This window comes from Bradyrhizobium oligotrophicum (assembly GCF_051168495.1).
GTDB lineage: Bacteria > Pseudomonadota > Alphaproteobacteria > Rhizobiales > Xanthobacteraceae > Bradyrhizobium > Bradyrhizobium oligotrophicum_A.
On record NZ_JBNPVB010000029.1, the window covers coordinates 31,041 to 52,096 of the forward strand.

Consider the following 21,056-nt stretch of genomic DNA (forward strand, 5'->3'; position numbering starts at 1 on the left):
GGCGCGCATCGGTCTCGCGATGTTGCCGCTGCTCGCGGGTCTCCATGCCAATGAGGGGCACGCGCAGCAGGCCTCGCCGGCGCCGCCCGCCAAGGACGCCGCAGGGCCCGCGAAGGAGCCGCCGCCGCCGGCCTCGGTAACGGTCCTCGGTGCACGCGATGCGCATGGCGTGCTTGGCCGCGACGTGCGCAGCTCGACCGGCGAGGACATGGGACAGATCGTCGACGTCATCGTCGATCTCAACGGCACGGTCCGCGCCGCGGTGATCGATTTCGGCGGCTTCCTCGGCGTCGGCAGCCGCAAGATCGTGGTCGACTGGACCGCGCTGGATTTCAAGCACCTCGCCGACAAGAAGGATCAGGTCTCGCTGGACCTCACCAAGGAGCAGGTGAAGGCCGCGCCCGAATTCAAGGAGGACAAGCCTGTCGTCGTCCTCGGCGCCGCCGGCAGGCTGTCGCCCTGGATTTTCGATCATTGAAAGAGTGCCTGAGCCCATCGGTCCGGTGAGCGCGCCCGGACCCGTCAACCCGACATCCGCGTCCCGCGCCCGATGCAAGTTGAGACATTGAAGCCATGCCGATTGCGCGGCCGTCCGCACCACGGGACCGGCAGCCTCGCTACAGCAGCGAGGCCGATGGCGGCGTGCGGCCTCGGCCAGGGCCGGAACCTGGACAGGGCTCCGGAGAGACGGCAAAGCCGTCGCCGTCGCGGCAGAGCCTGCGCGGTCTCGACTGGTTCATCTTCTTTCTCGCCGACGTACAGACCGGGTTTGGTCCGTTCATCGCGGTGTACCTGACGACGCAGAAATGGACGCAGGCGCAGATCGGGCTGGTGCTGTCGATCGGCGGCGTCGTCGGCCTGATCGGGCAGATGCCGGGCGGCGCGATCATCGATGCCGCAAAATCAGAGCGGCGGGTGGCGGGCCTTGCGATCGCTGCGATCGGCTGCTGCGCGCTCGCCTACGCGCTGTGGCCGATCTTTCCCGTGGTGGCCGGCGCTGCGACCCTGCATGCGGCGGCGAGCTGCGTCCTCGGACCGGCCATCGCCGCGATCAGCCTCGGCCTGGTCGGACCGCGCGGCATGGCGGAGCGGCTCGGCCGCAACGCGCGGTTTGCCTCGCTCGGCAATGGCGTGGCGGCGGCGGTGATGGGCACATGCGGCTATCTGCTGTCCAGCCGCGCGGTGTTTCTGGTCACCTTCATTCTAGCGTTTCCGACCCTGATCGCGCTATCGCGCATCCGCGAACGCGAGATCGACATCGCGCGTGCGCATGGCCGGGCCGACCGGGAGGACAGGGAGGTCGCGCGGCTCTCGAATCTGCTGGGTCTGCTGCGCCAGCGCGCGTTGCTGGTGTTCGCGCTCGGCGTGTTCCTGCTGCAGCTCGCCAATGCGGCGATGCTGCCGCTGATGGCCGGCGTGGTGACGACCAAATCGAGCGAGTGGGCGCCGATGCTGATCGCGTTCTGCATCGTCGTGCCCCAGGCGATCGTGGCATTGACCTCGCCGTCGGTCGGCGCGGTGGCGCAACGATGGGGCCGCCGGCCGCTGCTGATGCTGGGATTTGGTGCGCTGGCGATCCGCGGCGTGCTGTTTGCCGTCGTGCACGATCCTGTCGTGCTCGTGGCGGTGCAGATCTTCGACGGGGTCACTGCCGCTGTGTTCGCCGTGATGATTCCGCTGACGGTGGCCGACGTCGCCTTCGGCAGTGGCCATTTCAGTCTGGCGCAGGGAATCGTCGGGACGGCGTCCGGGATCGGAGCATCGTTGTCCACCATCATTGCCGGCTTCGTCACCGACAAATACGGCAGCGTCACTGCCTTTACGGGCCTGTCGGGCGTGGCGCTGACAGGCCTTGTACTGATCGCGCTGCTGATGCCCGAGACCGGACAGCAGCGTGAGCGCAAGCCGGCAGAGTAGCGTCGGAGATCAGGCGTCCATGCTGCGCAGGCGCTGACGGTTGCGCAGCACGATCTGGCGCGCACCGGAGAAGCCGAGAACGCCCTGGCTGTGCAGCTGCGACAGCGCGCGCGACACGGTCTCCAGGGTCAGGCCGAGATAATCGCCGATGTCGCGACGGCACATCGGCAGCGCCATCATGCCGGCGACGGCGAGGCGGCGGTCCATTTCGAGCAGGAAGGTCGCGACCCGCTCCATCGCGGTCTTGCGGCCCAGCAGCAGCATGTGGTCTTCGGCATGGCGCAGGTCGCCCGCGGTCATGGTCCAGAGCTTGCGGGCGACGGCGACGTCGGTGGCGGCCGCCTGTTCGAGGCTGCGGCGCTTCACGAGGCGCACCGTGGTGTCGATGATCGCCTCGGCGGCGAGACGGTGGGTGGGACCGAATTCGAGACCGAACACGTCGCCGGGAAGATGGAAGGCGCCGATCTGACGGCGGCCGTCGGACAGTAGCTTGTAGCTGCGAACGGCTCCGGAAATCACCTGGTAGACGTATTCGGCAGGCTCGTCCTCGCCATAGATCTCCTCGTCTTTCTTGTAGGAGAACTCGGTGGCGATCAGTCCGACATGGCCGGTGATCTCGGCAAATGGATTGGCGGCAGGAGACGGAGCAATGTGGGGAATATTGGTGGTGACGACCGAATTGGCGACCGACTGATTGAGCATGACCATCTCCTTGCGGCGGATGGCGATGTGGTACACGGCGGCTCCCGTTAAGGACATTTCGCGCGATATCTTAAGGGGGTTCCCTTACGTAGATATACGTAGGCCGGCGGTCAGCAGGCGCGGCCGACGGTAGCCGAATGGTCGTTGGCGATCGCTTTGCGAATCCGTTTCACCAGGTTGTCGTCGAGCAGCGGCTTGAGCAGGAAATCCCGGATGCCGACGGCGGCCGCGCGCGCCGCCAGACGGTCGTCGTAATGGCCGGTGATCAGCACGACCGGCGCAGTCGCGCCCTGCTTGCGCAGCCGCTCGGCGAGTTCGACGCCGTTCAACTCCGGCATCTTGTAGTCGACGACGAAGCAGTCGACGGGCGCATGATCCGAAGCCTTGAGCAGCGCCGTGCCGCTGCGAAACGTGCGGACGTCGAAGCCGTCGGCTTCCAGCAGGAAGCGGAGCGAGCCGAGGACGTCAGCATCGTCATCGGCTACGTAGACCGTAGGTTTGGTGTGAACCGACATCGCACGTGCCGCGGGAATGTGATGTTGAACCGAGGCACAACATAACACTCGATTCTGTCAAGGCAGCTTGATCTAGCTCAATCCTTCAACGCGCCGGCGCGCATCGCCAGCCGCACCAGCTCGGAGAGGCTGTTCGCGCCCATCTTGGTCATCACGTTCGCCCTGTAGACCTCGATGGTGCGCGGGCTGATGTCGTATTCGCGCGCGATCAGCTTGTTGGAGAGGCCGGCCATCAATCCATCCATCACCTGGCGCTCCCGCGGGCTGAGGCTGGCGATGCGGACGAGAATGTCCTGCGTGATCGATTCGGTCTTCGCAGCCGGCTCCGCCTGGCGGATCGCCGTCTCGATCATGGCGACGAGGCGCTCGTCCTCGAACGGCTTTTCCAGGAAGTCGACGGCGCCGAGTTTCATGGCTTCGACCGCGAGCGGCACGTCGCCGTGGCCGGTCATCACCAGGATGGGAAAGCTGCTGCCGGTCGCCTTCATGCGCTTGAGCAACTCGATGCCGTCGATGCCGGGCATCCTGACGTCCGAGACGACGCAGCCGAAGGCCAGCGTCGGCAGCCGGTCGAGGAAGGCTTGCGCGTTCTCGAACAGCGTGACGTCGAAGCCTGAGGAATCGAGCAGGAAGTTGAGCGAATCCCGCATCGCCTCGTCGTCGTCGATCACATAGACCTTGGCCGGTTCAGCCATCATGCTCAACCCTGGTTGGAGCGGCGGGCAGGGTGAAGCGGAAGGTCGCGCCGCCCGCCTCGTTGTTCTCGGCCCACATGCGTCCGCCGTGCGCCTCGATGATGGAACGGCTGATCGAGAGGCCGACTCCCATTCCGGTGTCCTTGGTGGTGAAGAAGGTCTTGAAGAGGTTGGGCATGACGTCGTCGTGAAACCCCGTTCCGGTATCGGACACCGCGACTTCGATCAAGTCGTTGCTGACCCTGCGGTTGATCGCCGCGAGTTCGCGACGCGGGGAATGTGACATCGCCTCGAGCGCGTTGCGGAACAGGTTCACCAGCACCTGCTGGATCTGGACGCGATCCGCCAGCACCAGATCGGCCTCCGGGTTGAGCTGGAAGCGCAACTGGACGTTCTGCTCGCGGGCGCCGGCAAGGCCGAGCGCGCCGGCTTCCTCGATCAGCTTCGAGAGGCTCTCGACCCGCTTCTCCGATTCGCCCCGCGAGACGAAATCGCGCAGACGGCGGATGATCTGGCCGGCGCGAATCGCCTGCTCGGCGGCGCGGTCCATCGCGCTCTCGATCTTGCTCGTGTTCGGATCGCTGCTGCCGGCCAGCAGCCGGCGCGAGCCCTTCATGTAGTTGCTGATCGCCGCGAGAGGCTGGTTCAGCTCGTGCGCCAGCGCCGAGGCCATCTCGCCCATGGCACTGAGGCGCGAGACATGGACCAGCTCCGACTGCAATTCGCGTAAGCGCGTCTGGGTCTGCTGGTGCTCGGTGAGGTCGTGGGCGAAGCCCGTGAAATACGGCTTGCCGCCGGACTGCATCTCACCGATCGACAGGTGCATCGGGAACGTCGCGCCATCGCGGCGCCGTCCGGTCACGATGCGGCCGATGCCGATGATGTGGCGCTCGCGGGTGGCATGGTAGCGAGTGAGGTAGGCGGCATGGCGCGAACGGTCCGGCTCCGGCATCAGTTCGCTGACGTCGAGACCCACGGCCTCGTCCTCGGAGTAGCCGAACATGCGCTCGGCCGCGGCGCTGAAGAACTGGATGATGCCGTTGCCGTCGATCACGATCATTGCGTCCGGCACGGTGTCCAGGATCGAGCGGAAATGCTGCTCGCGCAGGCGCAGCGCCTCTTCCAGCCGCTTCTCCTGATCGATGTCGAGGGCGATGCCGCGCAAATGCCGCGGCTGCCCATCCTCGCCGGGAACGACGCCGGCGAGCACGCGGATCCAGTGGCCGCCGTTCGGCACCTTGAACGACATGTCGAACCCGGTGCCCTGGTGGCGCGAATGCGCGATCGCCGCTTCGACCGGTGCGCGATCCTGGCTGGCGAGCAGCGACAGGAACGAGCCGTAGCTCACCGGCTGATCGGCCTCGACACCAAACAGCGTCCGTGTGGTCGCCGACCAGTAGAACTCGCCCGAGGCAAGATCGAGATCCCAGGCCCCGAAGCCCAGCGGCTGGGCATCTTCGGGGCGGACGGATGCGTCGGGAAAGGGTTGGGTGACGCCGCGCACTTGAGAGCCTTCGATCGATTCGCCGTTATGCCAGCCGTTGTCGCCAAGAGGCGCGTTGCCAAAAGCCGTGTTGCCAAGCCCTGTTGCCAAGAGCCCTGTTGCCGTGATCGGCCGAGTCCTGCGGCAGCCTATACCAGATTGTGCGGCTGCAACCGGCCCTGACTAACCTTTTGGTTCGACAATTCAAGGCTTTCCGAGGGTCGGCCGGGTTCCATCGCCCCCTCCCGTCCGCGGTTCCACCGCCACATATTGATCTATCTCATCACGGGGGGCGATTTCACCTCTAAGAGCTGCATGGAAGCAATGTTTGGAGAGACGGATGACGTTCGCGACTGTCATGGTGAGCCTTGCGCTCAACCAGCCGAATGAGGCCCGTCTCGAGGTCGCGAGCGATCTCGCGGCCCGATTCGGCGCCGGCATGATCGGCGTGGCAGCTGCGGAATTCAGCCCGCCGCTCTATTTCACGACCGGCGAGCAGGCCCAGGACCTGATCGACCAGGGCGAGGCCGCGCTGCAGAACCGGCTGGCCGAACTCGAACGGCAATTCCGCTCGGTCGTCGGCGGCCGCGCGGCGCCGCTGAGCTGGCGCAGCGCGCTGGATTTTCCCGCCCGCTATGTCCTGGCGCAGGCCCACGCCGCCGACATCCTCGTCACGGGCGCCGTGCATCCCGGCATGTCCGATGCGTTCGCGACCGCCAATCCCCGGGATCTCGTCATGCAGGCCGGACGTCCGCTTCTGGTGGTGCCGGACAATGCCGGCCTGATCGATCTCGGGACCGTGCTGGTGGCCTGGAAGGAAACTCCGGAGGCGCGCCGGGCGATCACAGATGCCTTGCCGCTGCTCGCCAAGGCGAGCGAGGTCGTCGTCGCCGAGATCCCGGAAGACACCTCGGACTACGATGCCTGCGAGGCGCGTCTCGATGACGTGGTCGCGTGGCTCGGCCGTCACGGGATCGCGGCATCGGCGCGGGTCGAGGAGCCAGGGCAGGGGCGCAACGTCGCCGCCAAGCTCGACGCCGTCGCCGCCGAGTTGAAGGCGGGTCTCGTGATCGCCGGCGCCTATGGCCATTCGCGATTCCGCGAGCTCGTGCTCGGCGGCGTCACCGAGCATCTCTTGACGCGCACGGAACGTTGCGTGCTGCTGTCGCACTGAACTTCAATTGCTTCATCCGAGAACAGGATTGCCGCCTTGTACAGATTTCTCGAGGAAACCGCCGGCAACTACATGACGCGGACCATCACGACCGTGACCCGCGAGACCTCGATTCGCGAGCTCGGCGACATGTTCGACCGCGACGATTTCAACACCTACCCCGTCGTCGAGAACGACGAGGTGATCGGCATCGTCACCAAGTTCGACGTGCTGAAATGCTTCGCGTTCACGCCCAATCAGATGCTGCCGCGCTACGCCGACCTGATGAACCGGACCGTCGCCGACGTGATGACGTCCGAGTTCATCTATGTCAGGCCGGATACCAAGCTGACGCGCGTGCTGCAGCTGATGGTCGAGCACCGCATCCGCAGCCTGCCCGTGACCGACGGCGACAACCGGCTGGTTGGTATCATCGCCCGCGAGGACATCGTGCGCGCGCTCGCAGCGGCCGCCAAGGACTGATCGGCCGCCGATCCTTCCGCGCCTGATACGAACGTCTAAGACCATCATCCCGCAGGCGCCCATGGCGCCTGCGGGATGATGCGTTCGTGCGTCTGGCTGCCGCCGCCCGTGGTCGTTCAGTGCTGCAACAGTCGGGCTCTTTACCAGCGAACCGGTCGCAAGGTTGATTTCGATCAATTCCACGTGTGAACGATTGTGGTTGCTGGTCTCGTGTTCTTTCAGCGAGATTCCGCATGAGCGCGTCCTCAACAACAAAATCCATGACCATCGGCGAGAGCGGCTTGTCGCTCATTTTCGCCGTTACCGCCTTCCTGTGCGTCTTCGCCGCGGCGAAGGCACTGGATACGGCCTTCGCGTTCCACGCCTCGCTCGCGGCTGCCGCCAGCGCGGCGTCCGTCTTCTTCATCCTCAACCGCTATTTCGAGCGCGGCCAGCTGCCGGCGCAGGAGATCAACGGCCGGCCGAACTACAATCTCGGCCCGATCAAGTTCGCCTCGTTCATGGCGATGTTCTGGGGCATCGCCGGCTTCGCCGTCGGCCTCATCATCGCCTCGCAACTGGCGTGGCCGGCGCTGAACTTCGATCTGCCCTGGACCAGTTTCGGCCGCCTGCGGCCGCTGCACACCTCGGCGGTGATCTTCGCCTTCGGCGGCAACGTGCTGCTGGCGACGTCGTTCTACGTCGTGCAGCGGACCTGCCGCGTGCGGCTCGCCGGCGATCTCGCGCCCTGGTTCGTGGTGATCGGCTACAACTTCTTCATCCTGATCGCGGGCACGGGCTATCTGCTCGGCGTCACCGAGGGCAAGGAATATGCCGAACCCGAATGGTACTCCGACCTGTGGCTGACGATCGTCTGGGTGACCTATCTGCTGGTCTTCCTGGTGACGGTCATCAAGCGCAAGGAGCCGCACATCTTCGTGGCGAACTGGTTCTACCTCGCCTTCATCGTCACGATCGCGGTGCTGCATCTCGGCAACAACCCGGCGCTGCCGGTGTCGTTCTTCGGCTCCAAGTCCTATATCGCCTGGGGCGGCGTGCAGGATGCGATGTTCCAGTGGTGGTACGGCCACAACGCGGTGGGCTTCTTCCTGACCGCCGGCTTCCTCGCCATCATGTACTACTTCATTCCGAAGCGGGCGGAGCGGCCGGTCTATTCCTACCGGCTGTCGATCATCCACTTCTGGGCGCTGATCTTCCTCTACATCTGGGCCGGCCCGCACCATCTGCACTACACGGCGCTGCCGGACTGGACGCAGACGCTCGGCATGACCTTCTCGATCATGCTGTGGATGCCCTCCTGGGGCGGCATGATCAACGGCCTGATGACCTTGTCCGGTGCCTGGGACAAGCTGCGGACCGATCCCGTGCTGCGCATGCTGGTCGTCTCGGTCGCCTTCTACGGCATGTCGACCTTCGAAGGTCCGATGATGTCGATCAAGGTGGTCAACTCGCTCAGCCACTACACCGACTGGACCATCGGTCACGTGCACTCCGGTGCGCTCGGCTGGGTCGGCTTCGTGTCCTTCGGCGCGCTGTACTGCCTCGTGCCTTGGATCTGGAACCGCAAGGGTCTCTACAGCCTCAAGCTCGTGAACTGGCACTTCTGGACGGCCACGCTCGGCATCGTGCTCTACATCTCCGCGATGTGGGTCTCGGGCATCCTGCAGGGCCTGATGTGGCGGTCCTACACGGCGCTCGGCTTCCTCGAATACTCGTTCATCGAGACCGTCGAGGCGATGCATCCCTTCTACATCATCCGTGCCGCCGGTGGCGCGCTGTTCCTGATCGGCTCACTCATCATGGCCTACAATCTCTGGATGACGGTCCGTGTCGGTGAGGCGGAAGTTCAGTCGCCCGTCGCCCTTCAGCCGGCGGAGTGAGGTATCCAACCATGTCATTCTGGCAACGACACCAAGTCTTCGAGAAGAACTCGATCATCCTGGTCATCGGCATCCTGCTGGTGATCGCGATCGGCGGCCTCGTCGAGATCACTCCGCTCTTCTACCTGAAGAGCACGATCGAGGCGGTCGACGGCGTGCGTCCGTATACGCCGCTCGAACTCGCCGGCCGCAACATCTATGTCCGCGAGGGTTGCTATCTCTGCCACTCGCAGATGGTTCGTCCGCTGCGCGACGAAGTGGAGCGTTACGGCCACTTCTCGCTCGCCGCGGAGAGCATGTACGACCACCCGTTCCAATGGGGCTCCAAACGCACGGGTCCGGACCTTGCCCGCGTCGGCAACAAGTACTCCGACGATTGGCACGTCACCCATCTGGCGAACCCGCGCGCCATCGTTCCGCAATCGGTCATGCCCGGCTATCCCTTCCTGAAGGAGACCGAGCTCAGCGCCGACAACGTCGCCGATCACCTGAAGACGTTGCGGGCGGTGGGCGTGCCCTACACCGACGACCAGATCGCCAATGCGGCCGCCGACCTCAAGGCCCAGGTCGATCCGGACGGCGCCGGCGCGGAGGCGCTCACCAAGCGCTATCCGAAGGCGGTGGTGCGCAACTTCGACGGCAAGGCGGGCGCACCGACCGAAATGGATGCCCTGGTGGCGTACCTGCAGATGCTCGGCACCTTGGTCGACTTCAAGATCTACAACGAAAAAGCCAATCTGCGCTGAGATCGAGAGGCGAGCATCATGAAGCCCATCATTGCAGTCGAAAACATCGCGTCGTCCCTCGTGACGACGCTGTGGACACCGATCTTCGTCGCGATCTTCATCGCGATCGTGACCTACGCCCTCTGGCCTCGCAACAAGGCCGCTTTCGACGAAGCGGCGAGCATGCCGTTGCGCGAGGAGTAATTCATCATGGCTGACCATAACGAAGTCGACAGCGTCACGGGCACGGCCACGACGGGCCATGCCTGGGACGGCATCAAGGAGCTCAACACCCCGCTGCCGCGGTGGTGGGTGATCACCTTCTACATCACCATCGTCTGGGCGATCGGCTATTGGATCGTGTATCCGGCCTGGCCGACCATCTCCAGCAACACCGCGGGCCTGTTCGGCTACTCGTCCCGCGCGGACGTGGCGGTCGAGCTCGCCAATCTCGAGAAGATCCGCGGCGCCAAGATGGCGGCGCTGGCCACCGCCTCGCTCGCCGACATCGAGAAGGATCCGGCCATGCTCGCCTTGGCGCGCGCCAAGGGCAAGACCGTGTTCGGTGACAACTGCGCCGCCTGCCACGGCACGGGTGCGGCCGGCGCCAAGGGCTTCCCGAACCTGAACGACGACGACTGGCTGTGGGGCGGCTCGCTGGAGCAGATCCAGCAGACCCTGCTGTACGGCGTCCGTTCGGGTCATCCCAAGACCCGGGAAGGCCAGATGCTCGCCTTCGGCAAGGACGGTGTCCTGAAGCCGGCGGAGATCGTCACGGTCGCCAACTACGTCCGCGAGCTGGCGGGCCTGCCGACCCGGCCCGGCTACGACGCCAAGGCCGGTGCCAAGGTGTTCGCCGAGAACTGCGCCGCCTGCCATGGCGACAACGCCAAGGGCAATCCGGAGGTCGGCGCGCCGAACCTGACCGACAAGATCTGGCTGTACGGCTCGGACGAGGCGACCCTGATCGAGACCATCACCAATGGTCGCGCCGGTGTCATGCCGGCCTGGGAAGGCCGTCTCGACCCGACCACGATCAAGGCGATGGCGGTCTATGTCCACTCGCTGGGCGGGGGAAAGTAACGGAAATCCAACGGAACTTTCCTTCCAATTGAGCTGGATCAACTGAGCGGCCGGAGGTGGGCATACCTTCGGCCGCAACTGCGAGAAGACCCCAGCCATGAACCTTACGGTAAAACCCGACGACCTGAAGCCTCAAGAGGCGCAGCCGCAAGTTCTGCAGCCGGTGGACGACTACGGTCCGCTGTACGCGCCCACGAAGAAGGTCTATCCGCAGAGCGTTTCGGGCACCTTCCGCCGTATCAAATGGGGCCTGATGGGCTTCTGCCTGGGCGTCTACTACTTCCTGCCGTTCGTGCGCTGGAATCGCGGTCTGGGCGCGCCCGACCAGGCGGTGCTGATCGACTTCCCCAACCACCGCTTCTATTTTTTCTTCATCGAGCTGTGGCCGCAGGAGGTGTATTATTTCACCGGCCTCTTGATCATCGCCGCCATCGGCCTGTTCCTGATGAACGCGATCGGCGGTCGCATCTGGTGCGGCTATCTCTGTCCGCAGACGGTCTGGACCGACCTGTTCTACGCCGTGGAGCGCCTGATCGAGGGCGACCGGCGCGAGCGCATGAAGAAGGACGCTTCCAGCGACCCGATGAAGCTGGAGCGGATCTCCGAACTCGTGCTCAAGCACTCGATCTGGCTGATGATCGCCTGGTGGACCGGCGGCGCCTGGGTGCTGTATTTCAGCGACGCGCCGACCCTGGTCAAGGAGCTCGTCACCTTCCAGGGGCCGATGCTGGCCTACATCTGGATCGCGATCCTGACCGCAACCACCTATACGCTGGCCGGCTTCATGCGCGAACAGGTCTGCGTCTACATGTGCCCGTGGCCGCGCATCCAGGCGGCGCTGACCGACGAATGGGCGCTCAACGTCACCTACCGCTACGATCGCGGCGAGAACCGCATGTCGGTCAAGAAGGCCGCCGAACTGCGTGCGCTCGGCCAGCCGGCCGGCGACTGCATCGATTGCAAGCAATGCGTGGCCGTGTGCCCGACCGGCATCGACATCCGCGACGGATCGCAGATGGATTGCATCCAATGCGGCCTGTGCATCGACGCCTGCGACACGGTCATGACCAAGATCGGCCGCCCGACGCGGCTGATCGGCTATGACAACGACATCAACATCCATCGCCGCCAGGACGGCAAGGCGCCGATCTACAAGCTCGTGCGTGCGCGCACGGTCACCTACGCCGCGATCATCGCGGTGGTCGGCGGCGCGATGGTCTACAAGCTGGCCACCCGGTCGCTGCTCGACGTCAACGTGCTGCATGATCGCAATCCGATCGCGATCAAGCTGTCCGATGGCTCGATCCGCAATGCCTATACGGTGCGCGTGCTCAACAAGCACGGCTTCGACCGCGTCATCGCCATCGACATCGAGGGGCCGGTGAACGCGACCGTCCATGTCGTCGGCGCGGACTCGGTGACGCCCGACCGGCCGATGATCGTGATCGGCCGCGACCAGACCGAGGAACTGCGCCTGCTCGTGACCGCGCCCGAGGAGAGCAATCCTGCGAAGTCGATCCCGGTGAAGTTCTTCGTTACCGACATCGGCCTCGGCGTCGTCGCGTCGGCCACCGACAACTTCGTCAGCCCGTGAGATCCCAAGGAGTTTGCCATGGCCAGCCGTTCCGAACGATCCAAGCCGCTGACCGGAGGCATGGTGCTGGCGATGCTCCTCGCCTTCTTCGGCACCGTGATCGGCGTCAACGCCTACATGATGAAGATGGCGATCTCGACCCTGCCGGGCACCGAGGTCGACAGTCCGTATAGCGCCAGCCTCGCCTACGAGAAGGAAATCGCGGCCGCGCGCGCCCAGGACGAGCGGCGCTGGCAGGTCGAAGCGCATATCGAACGCGCCGCGGGCGGCGCCGCGATCCTGCAGGTCAATGCGCGCGACGCGAGCGGCAATCCGGTGTCGGGCCTGACCTTCCAGGGCCGGCTCGAGCGTCCCGCCGACAAGCGCGCCGATCAGGACGTCGCCCTCGCCGAGGTCGGCAGCGGCATCTATCGCGGCACGGCAGAAGCGATCGCGCCCGGTCAGTGGGACCTCGTGCTCGAAGGCGACTCCAGCGGCCGGCGCATGTTCATGTCCAAAAATCGCGTGCTGCTGAACTAAGGGAATTGCGACCATGCATGTGACGCGCGACTTCTCCCACTACGTCAAGGATCTCGGGGCGGGGCTGAAGCATATCGACCTCGCGGTCGAAGGCGTCAGCTGCGCCGGCTGCATGGCCAAGATCGAGCGCGGCCTGTCGGCGCTGCCCGACGTGACGCTGGCGCGCGTCAATCTCACCGATCGCCGCGTCGCGCTGGAATGGAAACAGGGCACGCTCGATCCGGCCAAATTCATCGATCGCCTCGCCGAGCTCGGCTACAAGGCCTATCCGTTCGAGAAGGCGAGCGCGGAGGCCACCGAGGCCGAGGAATCTCGCTTCCTGCTGCGCTGCCTCGGTGTCGCGGCGTTCGCCACCATGAACGTGATGATGCTGTCGATCCCGGTCTGGTCCGGCAACGTCAGCGACATGCTGCCGGAGCAGCGCGACTTCTTCCACTGGCTGTCGGCGGTCATCGCGCTGCCGGCGGCGGCCTATGCCGGCCAGCCGTTCTTCCGCTCCGCGTGGCGGGCGATCAGCAACGGCAACGTCAACATGGACGTGCCGATCTGCATCGGCGTGATCCTGGCGCTCGGCATGTCCGTCGTCGAGACCTTCCATCATGCCGAGCATGCTTATTTCGACGCGGCGATCATGCTGCTGACCTTCCTCCTGGTCGGCCGCTATCTCGACCAGAACATGCGGCGGCGGACGCGGGCGGTGGCCGGCAATCTCGCCGCGCTGAAGGCGGAGACCGCGACCAAGTTTATCGGCGCCGACGAGATCTCCGAGGTGCCGGTCGCGGCCGTCCGCGCCGGCGATCTCGTGCTGCTGCGGCCCGGCGAGCGCTGCGCGGTCGACGGCGTCGTGGTCGAGGGCCGTTCCGAGATCGACCAGAGCCTGATCACCGGCGAGACGCTGTACGTGCCGGCCGAGCAGGGCACCGCCGTCTATGCCGGCTCGCTCAACATTTCCGGCACGCTGCGGGTTCGAGTCTCGGCCGCGGCGGAAGGCACGCTGCTCGCCGAGATCACGCGCCTGCTCGACAACGCGCTGCAGGCGCGCTCGCGCTACATGCGCCTCGCCGACCGTGCCTCGCGGCTGTATGCGCCGGTAGTACATGCGACAGCGGCGCTCACCGTGCTCGGCTGGGTGCTGGCCGGCGCGAGCTGGCACGATGCGATCGTGACCGGCATCGCGGTGCTGATCATCACCTGTCCCTGCGCGCTCGGTCTCGCGATCCCCACGGTGCAGACCGTGGCGTCGGGCGCGATGTTCAAATCCGGCGTGCTGCTCAATGCCGGCGACGCGATCGAGCGCCTCGCCGAAGCCGATCACGTCATCTTCGACAAGACCGGCACCTTGACGCTTCCGGAGCTGGAGGTCGTCAACGCCGCGGATATTCCGGCCGATGTATTCGCATTGGCCGGGCAGCTCGCGCTGTCGAGCCATCATCCGGTGGCAGCCGCGGTGGCGCAGGCCGCCAGGGCGCGTTCGCCGCTGATGGGGGCGACGGAGGAGCCGGGGCAGGGTGTTCGCGCCGTCGTCGGCGGCGTGGAGATCCGATTGGGCCGGCCGTCCTTCTGCGGCGCCGAGGCGCTGGTTGCGCAGAACAGCAACGTCGATCCCGAGGCCTCGATCGTTGCCTTCCGGCGCGGCAACGAAGCCTTCCTCTTCTCCGTGCGCCAGGGCCTGCGCCCGGACGCCGCGACCATCATTGCCGGTCTGCAGCGGCGCGGCATCAAGGTCGAAATTCTCTCGGGTGATCGCGAAGCCGCGGTGGCCGCCGCCGCCAAGTCGCTCGGCATCGGCGAATGGCGTGCCGGCGTCACGCCGGCCGACAAGATCGCGCGCATCGAGGAGCTGAAGCGTGCCGGCGTCAAGGTGATGATGGTCGGGGACGGCATGAACGATGCGCCGTCGCTCGCCGCCGCCCATGTCTCGATGTCGCCGATCTCGGCTGCGCATCTGAGCCAGGCCACCGCCGATCTCGTCTTCCTCGGCCGTCCCCTGACGCCGGTGCTGGCCGCGATCGACTACGCGCGCAAGGCGCTGCATCTGATGCGCCAGAACCTGTGGCTCGCGGTCGGCTACAATGTCCTCGCGGTGCCCCTGGCGATCAGCGGCGTCGTCACCCCGTTGATCGCGGCGGCCGCGATGTCGGGCTCGTCGATTCTGGTGATGCTGAATGCGCTGCGCGCCCGCAAGGTCGCCGGGGAGGCCTCGTCATGGAAGTGATGATCATTCTGGTGCCGCTGGCGCTGGCGCTCGGCCTTGCCGGCCTGGTCGGCTTCCTCTGGTCGCTGAAGAGCGGTCAGTACGAGGATCTCGAAGGTGCGGCCTGGCGCGCCATCGCCGATGACGACGAGGCGGTGCCGCCGGCTCAGCCCGAGGTGGCGCCGAGCCGGTCCTGAGCGCCTGGCCTTTCGAAACACGACCGGACATCCCCAACTGATGGCGCGCGGTGCTGTTAGCTGCGACCCGCGGGCCGGCTCCTGGATTCACTGATCGGGAGGTCGCGCCGGCCGTCGCAGCCATGCGCTCCGCCCATGGCGCGCTGGTGTCGCAACATCGATGGCAGGATGGCGTAACACTGTCGTAGGATTGGCGAATGGACCAATACGGCACGTGGACGGAGCGCAGACATGACCGAGGCCGGCGGCGCGGCACGCACGACGATCGATCGCAGCAAGATCCCCGGACAGGTGGTGCTGGTGCTGCAGGGCGGCGGTGCGCTCGGATCCTACCAGGCCGGCGTCTATCAGGCGCTGCACGAGGTTGGTCTGGAGCCTGACTGGGTCATCGGCACGTCGATCGGTGCGATCAATGCAAGCCTGATCGCCGGTAGCCCCGTGCAGGAACGGATCGCGCGGCTTCGGGAGTTCTGGAAGCGCATGCACCGCCAGCCCGCCTGGACGGTGCGGACGGCGTTTCCCGATCTCAACGAGCGCTTGTCGTATTGGACGACCGTGACACAAGGCGTTCCCGGCTTCTTTCGCCCCAACGCGCTGGCGCATGCCGGCGAATCCTATCCGCTCGGTGCCGAACAGGCGGGCTACTACGCGACCGCTCCCTTGCGCGACACCCTGCAGCAGCTGGTCGATTTCGATCTCGTGAACAATGGCGGGCTGCGGCTGACCGTCGGCGCCGCGCATGTCCGCACCAGCCGAATGCATTATTTCGACAGCCGCGACGGCACGCTCGACGTGCGTCACATCCTCGCCTCCGGCGCGCTGCCGCCGGCATTTCCGGCGGTCCGCATCGACGGCGAATTGTATTGGGATGGCGGCATCCTCTCGAATACGCCGACCGAGGTGGTGTTCGACGACAACCCGCGCAAGGACGCCGTGATCTTCGCGGTCAATCTGTGGAATCCGCAAGGCGCGGAGCCAACCACGATGGCGGAGGTGCTCAACCGGCACAAGGACGTGCAGTATGCGAGCCGGATCGCGAGCCATACTGCCCGCCAGCAGCAGACGCACCGGCTGCGTCACGTCATCAACCAGCTCGCCGCGTACCTGCCGGACTCGGTTCGGAATGATCCTGCCGTTCGCGATCTCGTCAGCTACGGCTGCCAGACGCGGATGCATGTCGTCCAACTGCTGGCGCCGCAACTCGATCGCGAGAGTCATACCAAGGACATCGACTTCAGCGCGAGAGGTATTTCTGCACGTTGGAATGCCGGCTATCAGCACACGCGATCGGTGCTGGAGCGGATGCCCTGGACCGGTACGTTCGATCCGCTGTCCGGCGTGGTGCTGCATGAGCCGCCGTCGGAGTCGATGACCAGTGACTAGGTGGCCGACCTGTCGGAGGCGGCTGCGTACATGGGCGACGGTCGCCGAAGAAATCTCGCAGCAGATCTTGGGGGGCAGGCCGCGACGCAGGAATCGCCGGCGACTCCCACCGTCTCAAGCGCGAGGTCGGCCATTTTCTCGAAGCGGTGCGCGCGGCGTAAGTGGTCTCGGCTCGAGGCGTCGACGAAAAAGCCCGGACATTGTCCGGGCTTTTCTCGTGTCGACGTGGCCCCGATGAGCGCAGCGACATCCGGGGGGGAGGCGTCGCGTTCCCCGCATGTCGCCACATATGCGAGCTACGACGTCAGCATTCTCCGGTACAGCGCGTTGTAGCAGGCGGCCGACAGGTCCCAGCTGAACGAGCGCCCCATCGCCGACAGGCGCATCGCGTTCAGCCGTTCGGTGCTGGTGAAGGCGGAGAAGGCGCGCTTGACGCCGCCGAGAAACGATTCCGCCGACGGCTTCTCGAACAGGAAGCCAGTCTCGCCGTCGGTGATGGTCTCGGCCAAGCCGCCGGTCTGGTGGCCGATCGGCAGCGAGCCGAAGCGCTGCGCATACATCTGGCTCAGCCCACACGGCTCGAAGCGCGACGGCATCAGGGTAAAGTCGCTGCCGGCGAAGATGCGCCGCGCCTGCGCATCGTTGAAGCCGATTGCGACCCCGATGGCGTCCGGCCGGCGGCGATGGGCCTCCATCAGCGCGCGCTCGATCGAAGGCTCGCCGGTGCCGGTGACGACGATCTGCCCGCCGGCGCCGACGATCTCGTCGGCGGCTTCCAGCACGAGATCGATGCCCTTCTGGTGCACCAGTCGCGCAACGATACCGAACATCGGGCCGCGCGAGACCGCCAGCCCGAACTGCTTGCGGACGTAATCGGCATTGGCCTTCTTGCCTTGCCAGTCACCGGCGGCGAAGGGCTGCGCCAATTGCTGGCAGTAGCGCGGGTCCCAGCTCTCGTCGATGCCGTTGAGGATGCCGGTCAGCTCATGCGCATTGGAGCGCTGACGCAACAGGCCCTCGAGGCCGCAGCCAAGCTCGGAGGTGGTGATCTCCCTGGCGTAGGTCGAGCTGACGGTGGTCAGATGCGACGCATAGATCAGCCCGCCTTTGAGGAACGAGAGCTTGTCGTAGAACTCTAGCCCGTCGATGTGGAACGAGGATTCCGGTGCGCCGATCCGGCGCAGGGAATCGCGCGGGAACAGGCCCTGATAGGCCAGATTGTGGATGGTGAGGATCGACGGCACGTCGACCCCGCGCCAGGCCAGATAGGCCGGAACCAGCGCCGCCTGCCAGTCATTGGCGTGCACGAGATCCGCTGCCCAGTTCTTGTCCAGGGTGCCTGCGGCGAGTTCGGCCGCAGCCGCAGCGAGCCGGCCGAAGCGGATGTCGTTGTCCGCCCAGTCCTGGCCGCTCTCGTCGCCGTAAGGGTTGCCCGGCCGGTCGTAGAGCTCGTCGCAGAGCAGGACATAGACCGGCAGGCCGTCGCGCGTCGACGATCGGCCGAGTGCGCATGCCGGCATCTCTGCCAGCGCGGGGCATTGGCCGACGATCTCGATATGGGTGAGTTGTTCGACCACGTCCCGGTAGCCGGGCAACATGATCCTGACGTCGGTGTGTGAGCGCAGTGCTCTGGGAAGTGCGGCTGAAACGGCCGCCAGTCCGCCTACCCGGACGAAGTCGTCCATTTCGGTTGTAACGAACAGAACCCGCAAGAGATGTCCTCGATCAAGCCCCATGTTCGCCCTATGCAAGAAAAGGTCCAAATTCAGTCATGAAAGAAAGCGGTGCCGCTTCACGGCGATTGGCCAAACGCTTTCGACATCGAATGGTTCGATCTAGACTCCCAGCGCGCCGCGCCCGATGGCTTACGCTTCGTTAATCGCGAAGACGAAGTGGACATGGCCGGCTTCGGTCTGCGGAAAACAGAGAAACGCCACGAGGGAGTTGCGCTCTTGAGTCTAGCTGGGAACGATGAGAGCCGTTTGACAGGATGCTTCGCGGGGCTGCGCGTCCTGGATTTCTCCACCACGATCGCCGGTCCGCACTGTGCACGCATGCTCGCAGATATGGGGGCGGAAGTGATCAAGATCGAGTCAGTCGAAGGTGAAACCATGCGCACCCGGCCCCCGGTCCGTCATGGCTGCTCCACGGCTTTCGGCCAGCTCAACGTCGGCAAGAAGAGCGTCGTGCTCGATCTCAAGTCGCCCGACGGGGTCGGCGCGGTGCGCCGGCTGGTTGCAGCGGCCGATGTCCTGGTCGAAAATTTCAGGCCCGGCGTGATGCAACGGCTCGGCCTCGACTTTGCGGCTCTGAGCGCGCTCAACCCGCGGCTGATCTACTGCTCGATCTCGGGCTATGGCCAGACCGGGCCGTCGGCGGAACTTCCCGCCTACGCCCCGGTGATCCATGCCGCCTCCGGCTACGACATGGCGCATCTCTCCTATCAGCCGGGGCGCAGCCGGCCGGACTATTGCGGCATCTATCATGCCGACGTGGTGACCGGCACCTACGCCTTCGGCGCCATCGCATCGGCCCTGTACCAGCGCGAGCGCAGCGGGCGCGGCCAGCACATCGACTGCTCGATGCTGGAATCGATGCTGAGCCTGACCTTGAACGAGGTCCAATGGTCGCAATTTACCGTGGCGCAGCCGTCGCGGCCGACCTTCGGTCCGGCGGCGTGTCGCGACGGCTATGTGATGATCGCCATCGCCAGCGAGAAGACGTTCCAGAACCTGATGTCCGTGATCGGCCAAGCCGATTGGGTCGATGATCCCAGGTTTGCGAAATATTCCGACCGGCGGGCAAACTGGGGCGCGCTGATGGATGGCGTCGAGGCGTGGTCGGGACGGCTCAGCGTCGCCGAATGCCTGGACCGCTTGAATGCGGGCGGGGTGCCGAGCTCGGCCTATCGCAGCGTCGCCGAAGCGCTGGCCGATCCGCAGATCGCGCATCGCGGAGCGCTGGCCGATGTCGAGGATGCGGCCGGCAGCTTCAAGGTCGTCAACCTGCCGTTCCGGATGTCGGAGGCGCGGGTCGCGGCGGGTCCGCGGGCAGCAAGCCTGGGCGAGCACACGGCGGACATCCTGCGCGAGGCGGGAGTGATCGCGCCCGGCAAACACTGAGTGCGGTGAGGCAAAAGGCTGCAGGGCAGCCATGATCGCGAGCGGGGCGGGCGGCCTTGCTGCTGCGCCCGTTTCCAGCCAATGTTCCCGGCATCGCAAGAACAGTCCGGATCCGCCGGACGCGCTCCTGCCGGGAGGAGATGTCGAGGCACGCTTGCCCTGCGCAAGCCGTGGCCGCTCGTCCCGTCATGCGCCGTCCGGTCCTGCCAGTCGACCGGACCACGGGAGTGAGAGCATGAAGAGCTTCAAGGTCACCGATTTCAATGCGCCGCTGACCGAGGTCGACGAGCCGACGCCGCAGCCGTTCGGCAAGCAGGTGCTGATCAAGGTCAAGGCCGCCGGCGTCTGTCACAGCGACCTGCACATCTGGGAGGGCGGCTATGATCTCGGCCACGGCCGCAAGCCGCTGTCGCTCAGGGATCGCGGCGTGTCGCTGCCGCGGACCATGGGGCATGAGAGCGCCGGTGAGATCGTGGCGTTCGGGCCTGATGTCACCGAAGCCGAGAAGGGCGGACTGAAGGTCGGCGACGTCGCGCTGGTCTATCCCTGGATCGGCTGCGGCACATGCGCGACGTGTCTCGCCGGTGACGAGAACATGTGCCTGAAGCCGGCCTCGCTCGGCGTCTATTGCGACGGCGGCTATGCGGATCACATGACCGTGCCGCATCCGCGCCATCTGATCGACCTCGAGGGGCTCGATCCGGTCACGACCGCGCCCTATGCCTGCTCGGGGGTCACCACCTACAGCGCGCTCAAGAAGGTCGAGAAGGATTTCGATACGCCGATCGTGATCTTCGGCGCCGGCGGCCTCGGGCTGATGGCGCTGTCGCTGTTGAAGGCGATGGGCGGCAAGGGCGCGATCGTCGTCGACATCGATGCGCGCAAGCGCGAGGCGGCCTTGGCCGCCGGCGCGCTGGCGGCGGTCGATGGCAAGGCGCCGGACGCGCTGGAGCAGCTGAACAAGGCGGCAGGCGAGCCGATCCGGGCCGTGATCGACCTGGTCGGCAATGCCGCCACCGCCCAGCTCGGCTTCGACTGCCTGACCAAGGGCGGCAAGCTCGTCATGGTCGGCCTGTTCGGCGGCGGCTCGCCGTGGGCCCTGCCGCTCATCCCGATCAAGGCGGTCACGATCCAGGGCAGCTATGTCGGCAATCTGCGCGAGACGAAGGAGCTGCTCGACCTCGTCCGCACCAAGCACATCGCGCCGATCCCGGTGACCCCGATGCCGCTCGCCAAGGCCAACGATGCGCTGCGCGAGCTGCAGAAAGGCCAGCTGGTCGGTCGCGCGGTGCTGACGCCGTAGTCCTTGCTCTGTACCCATCATGGCCGGGCTTGACCCGGCCATCCACGTCTTTGGTGTCGCATCGCTCGAAAGTCGTGGATGTCCGGGGCGAGCCCGGGCAAGACGGTG

20 protein-coding genes are annotated in these 21,056 nt (G+C 65.7%); 15 read left to right on the forward strand and 5 right to left on the reverse strand.

The features are described 5' to 3' along the window. Window positions 1-19 precede the first annotated feature (19 nt). Window positions 20-478, forward strand: a complete 459-nt coding sequence (locus tag ACQR1B_RS33620) for a PRC-barrel domain-containing protein (protein WP_434835412.1) — start codon at window positions 20-22, stop codon at window positions 476-478. 95 nt (window positions 479-573) lie between these two features. Then, window positions 574-1,917, forward strand: a complete 1,344-nt coding sequence (locus ACQR1B_RS33625; RefSeq protein WP_434835292.1) for an MFS transporter — start codon at window positions 574-576, stop codon at window positions 1,915-1,917. A 9-nt stretch (window positions 1,918-1,926) separates the two neighbouring features. Here ACQR1B_RS33625 and ACQR1B_RS33630 read toward each other — a convergent pair whose 3' ends face one another. The 4 genes from ACQR1B_RS33630 to fixL all read right to left on the reverse strand — a co-directional run bounded on the left by ACQR1B_RS33630 (window position 1,927) and on the right by fixL (window position 5,273). Next, on the reverse strand, window positions 1,927-2,619 hold the full coding sequence (locus tag ACQR1B_RS33630; protein ID WP_434835411.1) for a helix-turn-helix domain-containing protein: 693 nt from the start codon (window positions 2,617-2,619) through the stop codon (window positions 1,927-1,929). A 110-nt stretch (window positions 2,620-2,729) separates the two neighbouring features. Next, complete coding sequence (locus tag ACQR1B_RS33635; protein ID WP_434835291.1) at window positions 2,730-3,134, reverse strand: response regulator; 405 nt, start codon at window positions 3,132-3,134, stop codon at window positions 2,730-2,732. 77 nt (window positions 3,135-3,211) lie between these two features. Further along, complete coding sequence (gene fixJ, locus ACQR1B_RS33640) at window positions 3,212-3,829, reverse strand: response regulator FixJ (protein ID WP_434835410.1); 618 nt, start codon at window positions 3,827-3,829, stop codon at window positions 3,212-3,214. Further along, window positions 3,822-5,273: a sensor protein FixL gene (fixL, locus tag ACQR1B_RS33645; protein WP_434835409.1), complete on the reverse strand. Its 1,452-nt coding sequence runs from the start codon at window positions 5,271-5,273 to the stop codon at window positions 3,822-3,824. The genes fixJ and fixL overlap by 8 nt, the downstream gene beginning before the upstream one ends. A 379-nt stretch (window positions 5,274-5,652) precedes the next feature. On the opposite strand from fixL, the gene ACQR1B_RS33650 reads away from it, so the two are divergent. The 11 genes from ACQR1B_RS33650 to ACQR1B_RS33700 all read left to right on the forward strand — a co-directional run bounded on the left by ACQR1B_RS33650 (window position 5,653) and on the right by ACQR1B_RS33700 (window position 16,523). Further along, window positions 5,653-6,486 carry a universal stress protein gene (locus ACQR1B_RS33650; RefSeq protein ID WP_434835290.1) on the forward strand — a complete coding sequence of 278 codons (834 nt, stop codon included), beginning with the start codon at window positions 5,653-5,655 and terminating at the stop codon, window positions 6,484-6,486. 36 nt (window positions 6,487-6,522) lie between these two features. Continuing rightward, the gene (locus ACQR1B_RS33655) at window positions 6,523-6,948 is read left to right on the forward strand and encodes a CBS domain-containing protein (protein ID WP_434835289.1); all 426 of its coding nucleotides are present in this window, start codon (window positions 6,523-6,525) and stop codon (window positions 6,946-6,948) included. A gap of 233 nt (window positions 6,949-7,181) precedes the next feature. Further along, window positions 7,182-8,828, forward strand: coding sequence for a cytochrome-c oxidase, cbb3-type subunit I (ccoN, locus tag ACQR1B_RS33660; protein WP_434835288.1), 1,647 nt, complete (start codon window positions 7,182-7,184; stop codon window positions 8,826-8,828). Between the two features lie 11 nt (window positions 8,829-8,839). Then, window positions 8,840-9,574, forward strand: coding sequence for a cytochrome-c oxidase, cbb3-type subunit II (gene ccoO / locus ACQR1B_RS33665; RefSeq protein ID WP_434835287.1), 735 nt, complete (start codon window positions 8,840-8,842; stop codon window positions 9,572-9,574). Window positions 9,575-9,592: 18 nt separating this feature from the next. Further along, window positions 9,593-9,757 (forward strand): CcoQ/FixQ family Cbb3-type cytochrome c oxidase assembly chaperone, encoded by a 165-nt coding sequence (locus ACQR1B_RS33670; RefSeq protein WP_015668233.1) that lies wholly within the window; start codon window positions 9,593-9,595, stop codon window positions 9,755-9,757. A 6-nt stretch (window positions 9,758-9,763) separates the two neighbouring features. Then, entirely contained in the window at window positions 9,764-10,636 is an 873-nt protein-coding gene (gene ccoP / locus ACQR1B_RS33675) for a cytochrome-c oxidase, cbb3-type subunit III (RefSeq protein ID WP_434835286.1), read from the forward strand. Window positions 10,637-10,733: 97 nt separating this feature from the next. Then, window positions 10,734-12,230, forward strand: coding sequence for a cytochrome c oxidase accessory protein CcoG (ccoG, locus tag ACQR1B_RS33680; protein WP_434835285.1), 1,497 nt, complete (start codon window positions 10,734-10,736; stop codon window positions 12,228-12,230). A gap of 18 nt (window positions 12,231-12,248) precedes the next feature. After that, the gene (locus ACQR1B_RS33685) at window positions 12,249-12,749 is read left to right on the forward strand and encodes a FixH family protein (RefSeq protein ID WP_434835284.1); all 501 of its coding nucleotides are present in this window, start codon (window positions 12,249-12,251) and stop codon (window positions 12,747-12,749) included. A gap of 13 nt (window positions 12,750-12,762) precedes the next feature. Next, a complete protein-coding gene (locus ACQR1B_RS33690) occupies window positions 12,763-14,964 on the forward strand; it encodes a cation-translocating P-type ATPase (RefSeq protein WP_434835283.1) in 2,202 nt (733 codons plus the stop codon). Continuing rightward, on the forward strand, window positions 14,955-15,140 hold the full coding sequence (ccoS, locus tag ACQR1B_RS33695) for a cbb3-type cytochrome oxidase assembly protein CcoS (protein WP_434835282.1): 186 nt from the start codon (window positions 14,955-14,957) through the stop codon (window positions 15,138-15,140). Before ACQR1B_RS33690 ends, ccoS begins: the two co-directional genes overlap by 10 nt. A 231-nt stretch (window positions 15,141-15,371) precedes the next feature. After that, window positions 15,372-16,523, forward strand: a complete 1,152-nt coding sequence (locus tag ACQR1B_RS33700; RefSeq protein ID WP_434835281.1) for a DUF3734 domain-containing protein — start codon at window positions 15,372-15,374, stop codon at window positions 16,521-16,523. 296 nt (window positions 16,524-16,819) lie between these two features. On the opposite strand, the gene glgA is transcribed toward ACQR1B_RS33700, so the two are convergent. Beyond that, complete coding sequence (gene glgA / locus ACQR1B_RS33705; protein WP_434835280.1) at window positions 16,820-18,235, reverse strand: glycogen synthase GlgA; 1,416 nt, start codon at window positions 18,233-18,235, stop codon at window positions 16,820-16,822. A 240-nt stretch (window positions 18,236-18,475) separates the two neighbouring features. Between glgA and ACQR1B_RS33710 the strand changes: the two genes are divergently transcribed. Next, complete coding sequence (locus tag ACQR1B_RS33710) at window positions 18,476-19,645, forward strand: CaiB/BaiF CoA transferase family protein (protein ID WP_434835279.1); 1,170 nt, start codon at window positions 18,476-18,478, stop codon at window positions 19,643-19,645. A 235-nt stretch (window positions 19,646-19,880) separates the two neighbouring features. Next, on the forward strand, window positions 19,881-20,948 hold the full coding sequence (locus ACQR1B_RS33715) for an alcohol dehydrogenase (RefSeq protein ID WP_434835278.1): 1,068 nt from the start codon (window positions 19,881-19,883) through the stop codon (window positions 20,946-20,948). The last annotated feature ends 108 nt before the right edge of the window (window positions 20,949-21,056 follow it).

Bases quoted from the DNA above. Each gene is read 5' to 3' on its own strand.
- ACQR1B_RS33630 (WP_434835411.1), bottom strand. From the start codon at position 2,619: ATGCTCAATCAGTCGGTCGCCAATTCGGTCGTCACCACCAATATTCCC.
- ccoP (WP_434835286.1), top strand. From the start codon at position 9,764: ATGGCTGACCATAACGAAGTCGACAGCGTCACGGGCACGGCCACGACG.
- ACQR1B_RS33650 (WP_434835290.1), top strand. From the start codon at position 5,653: ATGACGTTCGCGACTGTCATGGTGAGCCTTGCGCTCAACCAGCCGAAT.
- ACQR1B_RS33685 (WP_434835284.1), top strand. From the start codon at position 12,249: ATGGCCAGCCGTTCCGAACGATCCAAGCCGCTGACCGGAGGCATGGTG.
- ACQR1B_RS33625 (WP_434835292.1), top strand. From the start codon at position 574: ATGCCGATTGCGCGGCCGTCCGCACCACGGGACCGGCAGCCTCGCTAC.
- ACQR1B_RS33715 (WP_434835278.1), top strand. From the start codon at position 19,881: ATGAAGAGCTTCAAGGTCACCGATTTCAATGCGCCGCTGACCGAGGTC.
- ACQR1B_RS33635 (WP_434835291.1), bottom strand. From the start codon at position 3,134: ATGTCGGTTCACACCAAACCTACGGTCTACGTAGCCGATGACGATGCT.
- fixJ (WP_434835410.1), bottom strand. From the start codon at position 3,829: ATGGCTGAACCGGCCAAGGTCTATGTGATCGACGACGACGAGGCGATG.
- ccoO (WP_434835287.1), top strand. From the start codon at position 8,840: ATGTCATTCTGGCAACGACACCAAGTCTTCGAGAAGAACTCGATCATC.
- ccoG (WP_434835285.1), top strand. From the start codon at position 10,734: ATGAACCTTACGGTAAAACCCGACGACCTGAAGCCTCAAGAGGCGCAG.
- ccoS (WP_434835282.1), top strand. From the start codon at position 14,955: ATGGAAGTGATGATCATTCTGGTGCCGCTGGCGCTGGCGCTCGGCCTT.
- ACQR1B_RS33670 (WP_015668233.1), top strand. From the start codon at position 9,593: ATGAAGCCCATCATTGCAGTCGAAAACATCGCGTCGTCCCTCGTGACG.
- ACQR1B_RS33690 (WP_434835283.1), top strand. From the start codon at position 12,763: ATGCATGTGACGCGCGACTTCTCCCACTACGTCAAGGATCTCGGGGCG.
- ACQR1B_RS33620 (WP_434835412.1), top strand. From the start codon at position 20: ATGTTGCCGCTGCTCGCGGGTCTCCATGCCAATGAGGGGCACGCGCAG.
- ACQR1B_RS33700 (WP_434835281.1), top strand. From the start codon at position 15,372: ATGACCGAGGCCGGCGGCGCGGCACGCACGACGATCGATCGCAGCAAG.
- ccoN (WP_434835288.1), top strand. From the start codon at position 7,182: ATGAGCGCGTCCTCAACAACAAAATCCATGACCATCGGCGAGAGCGGC.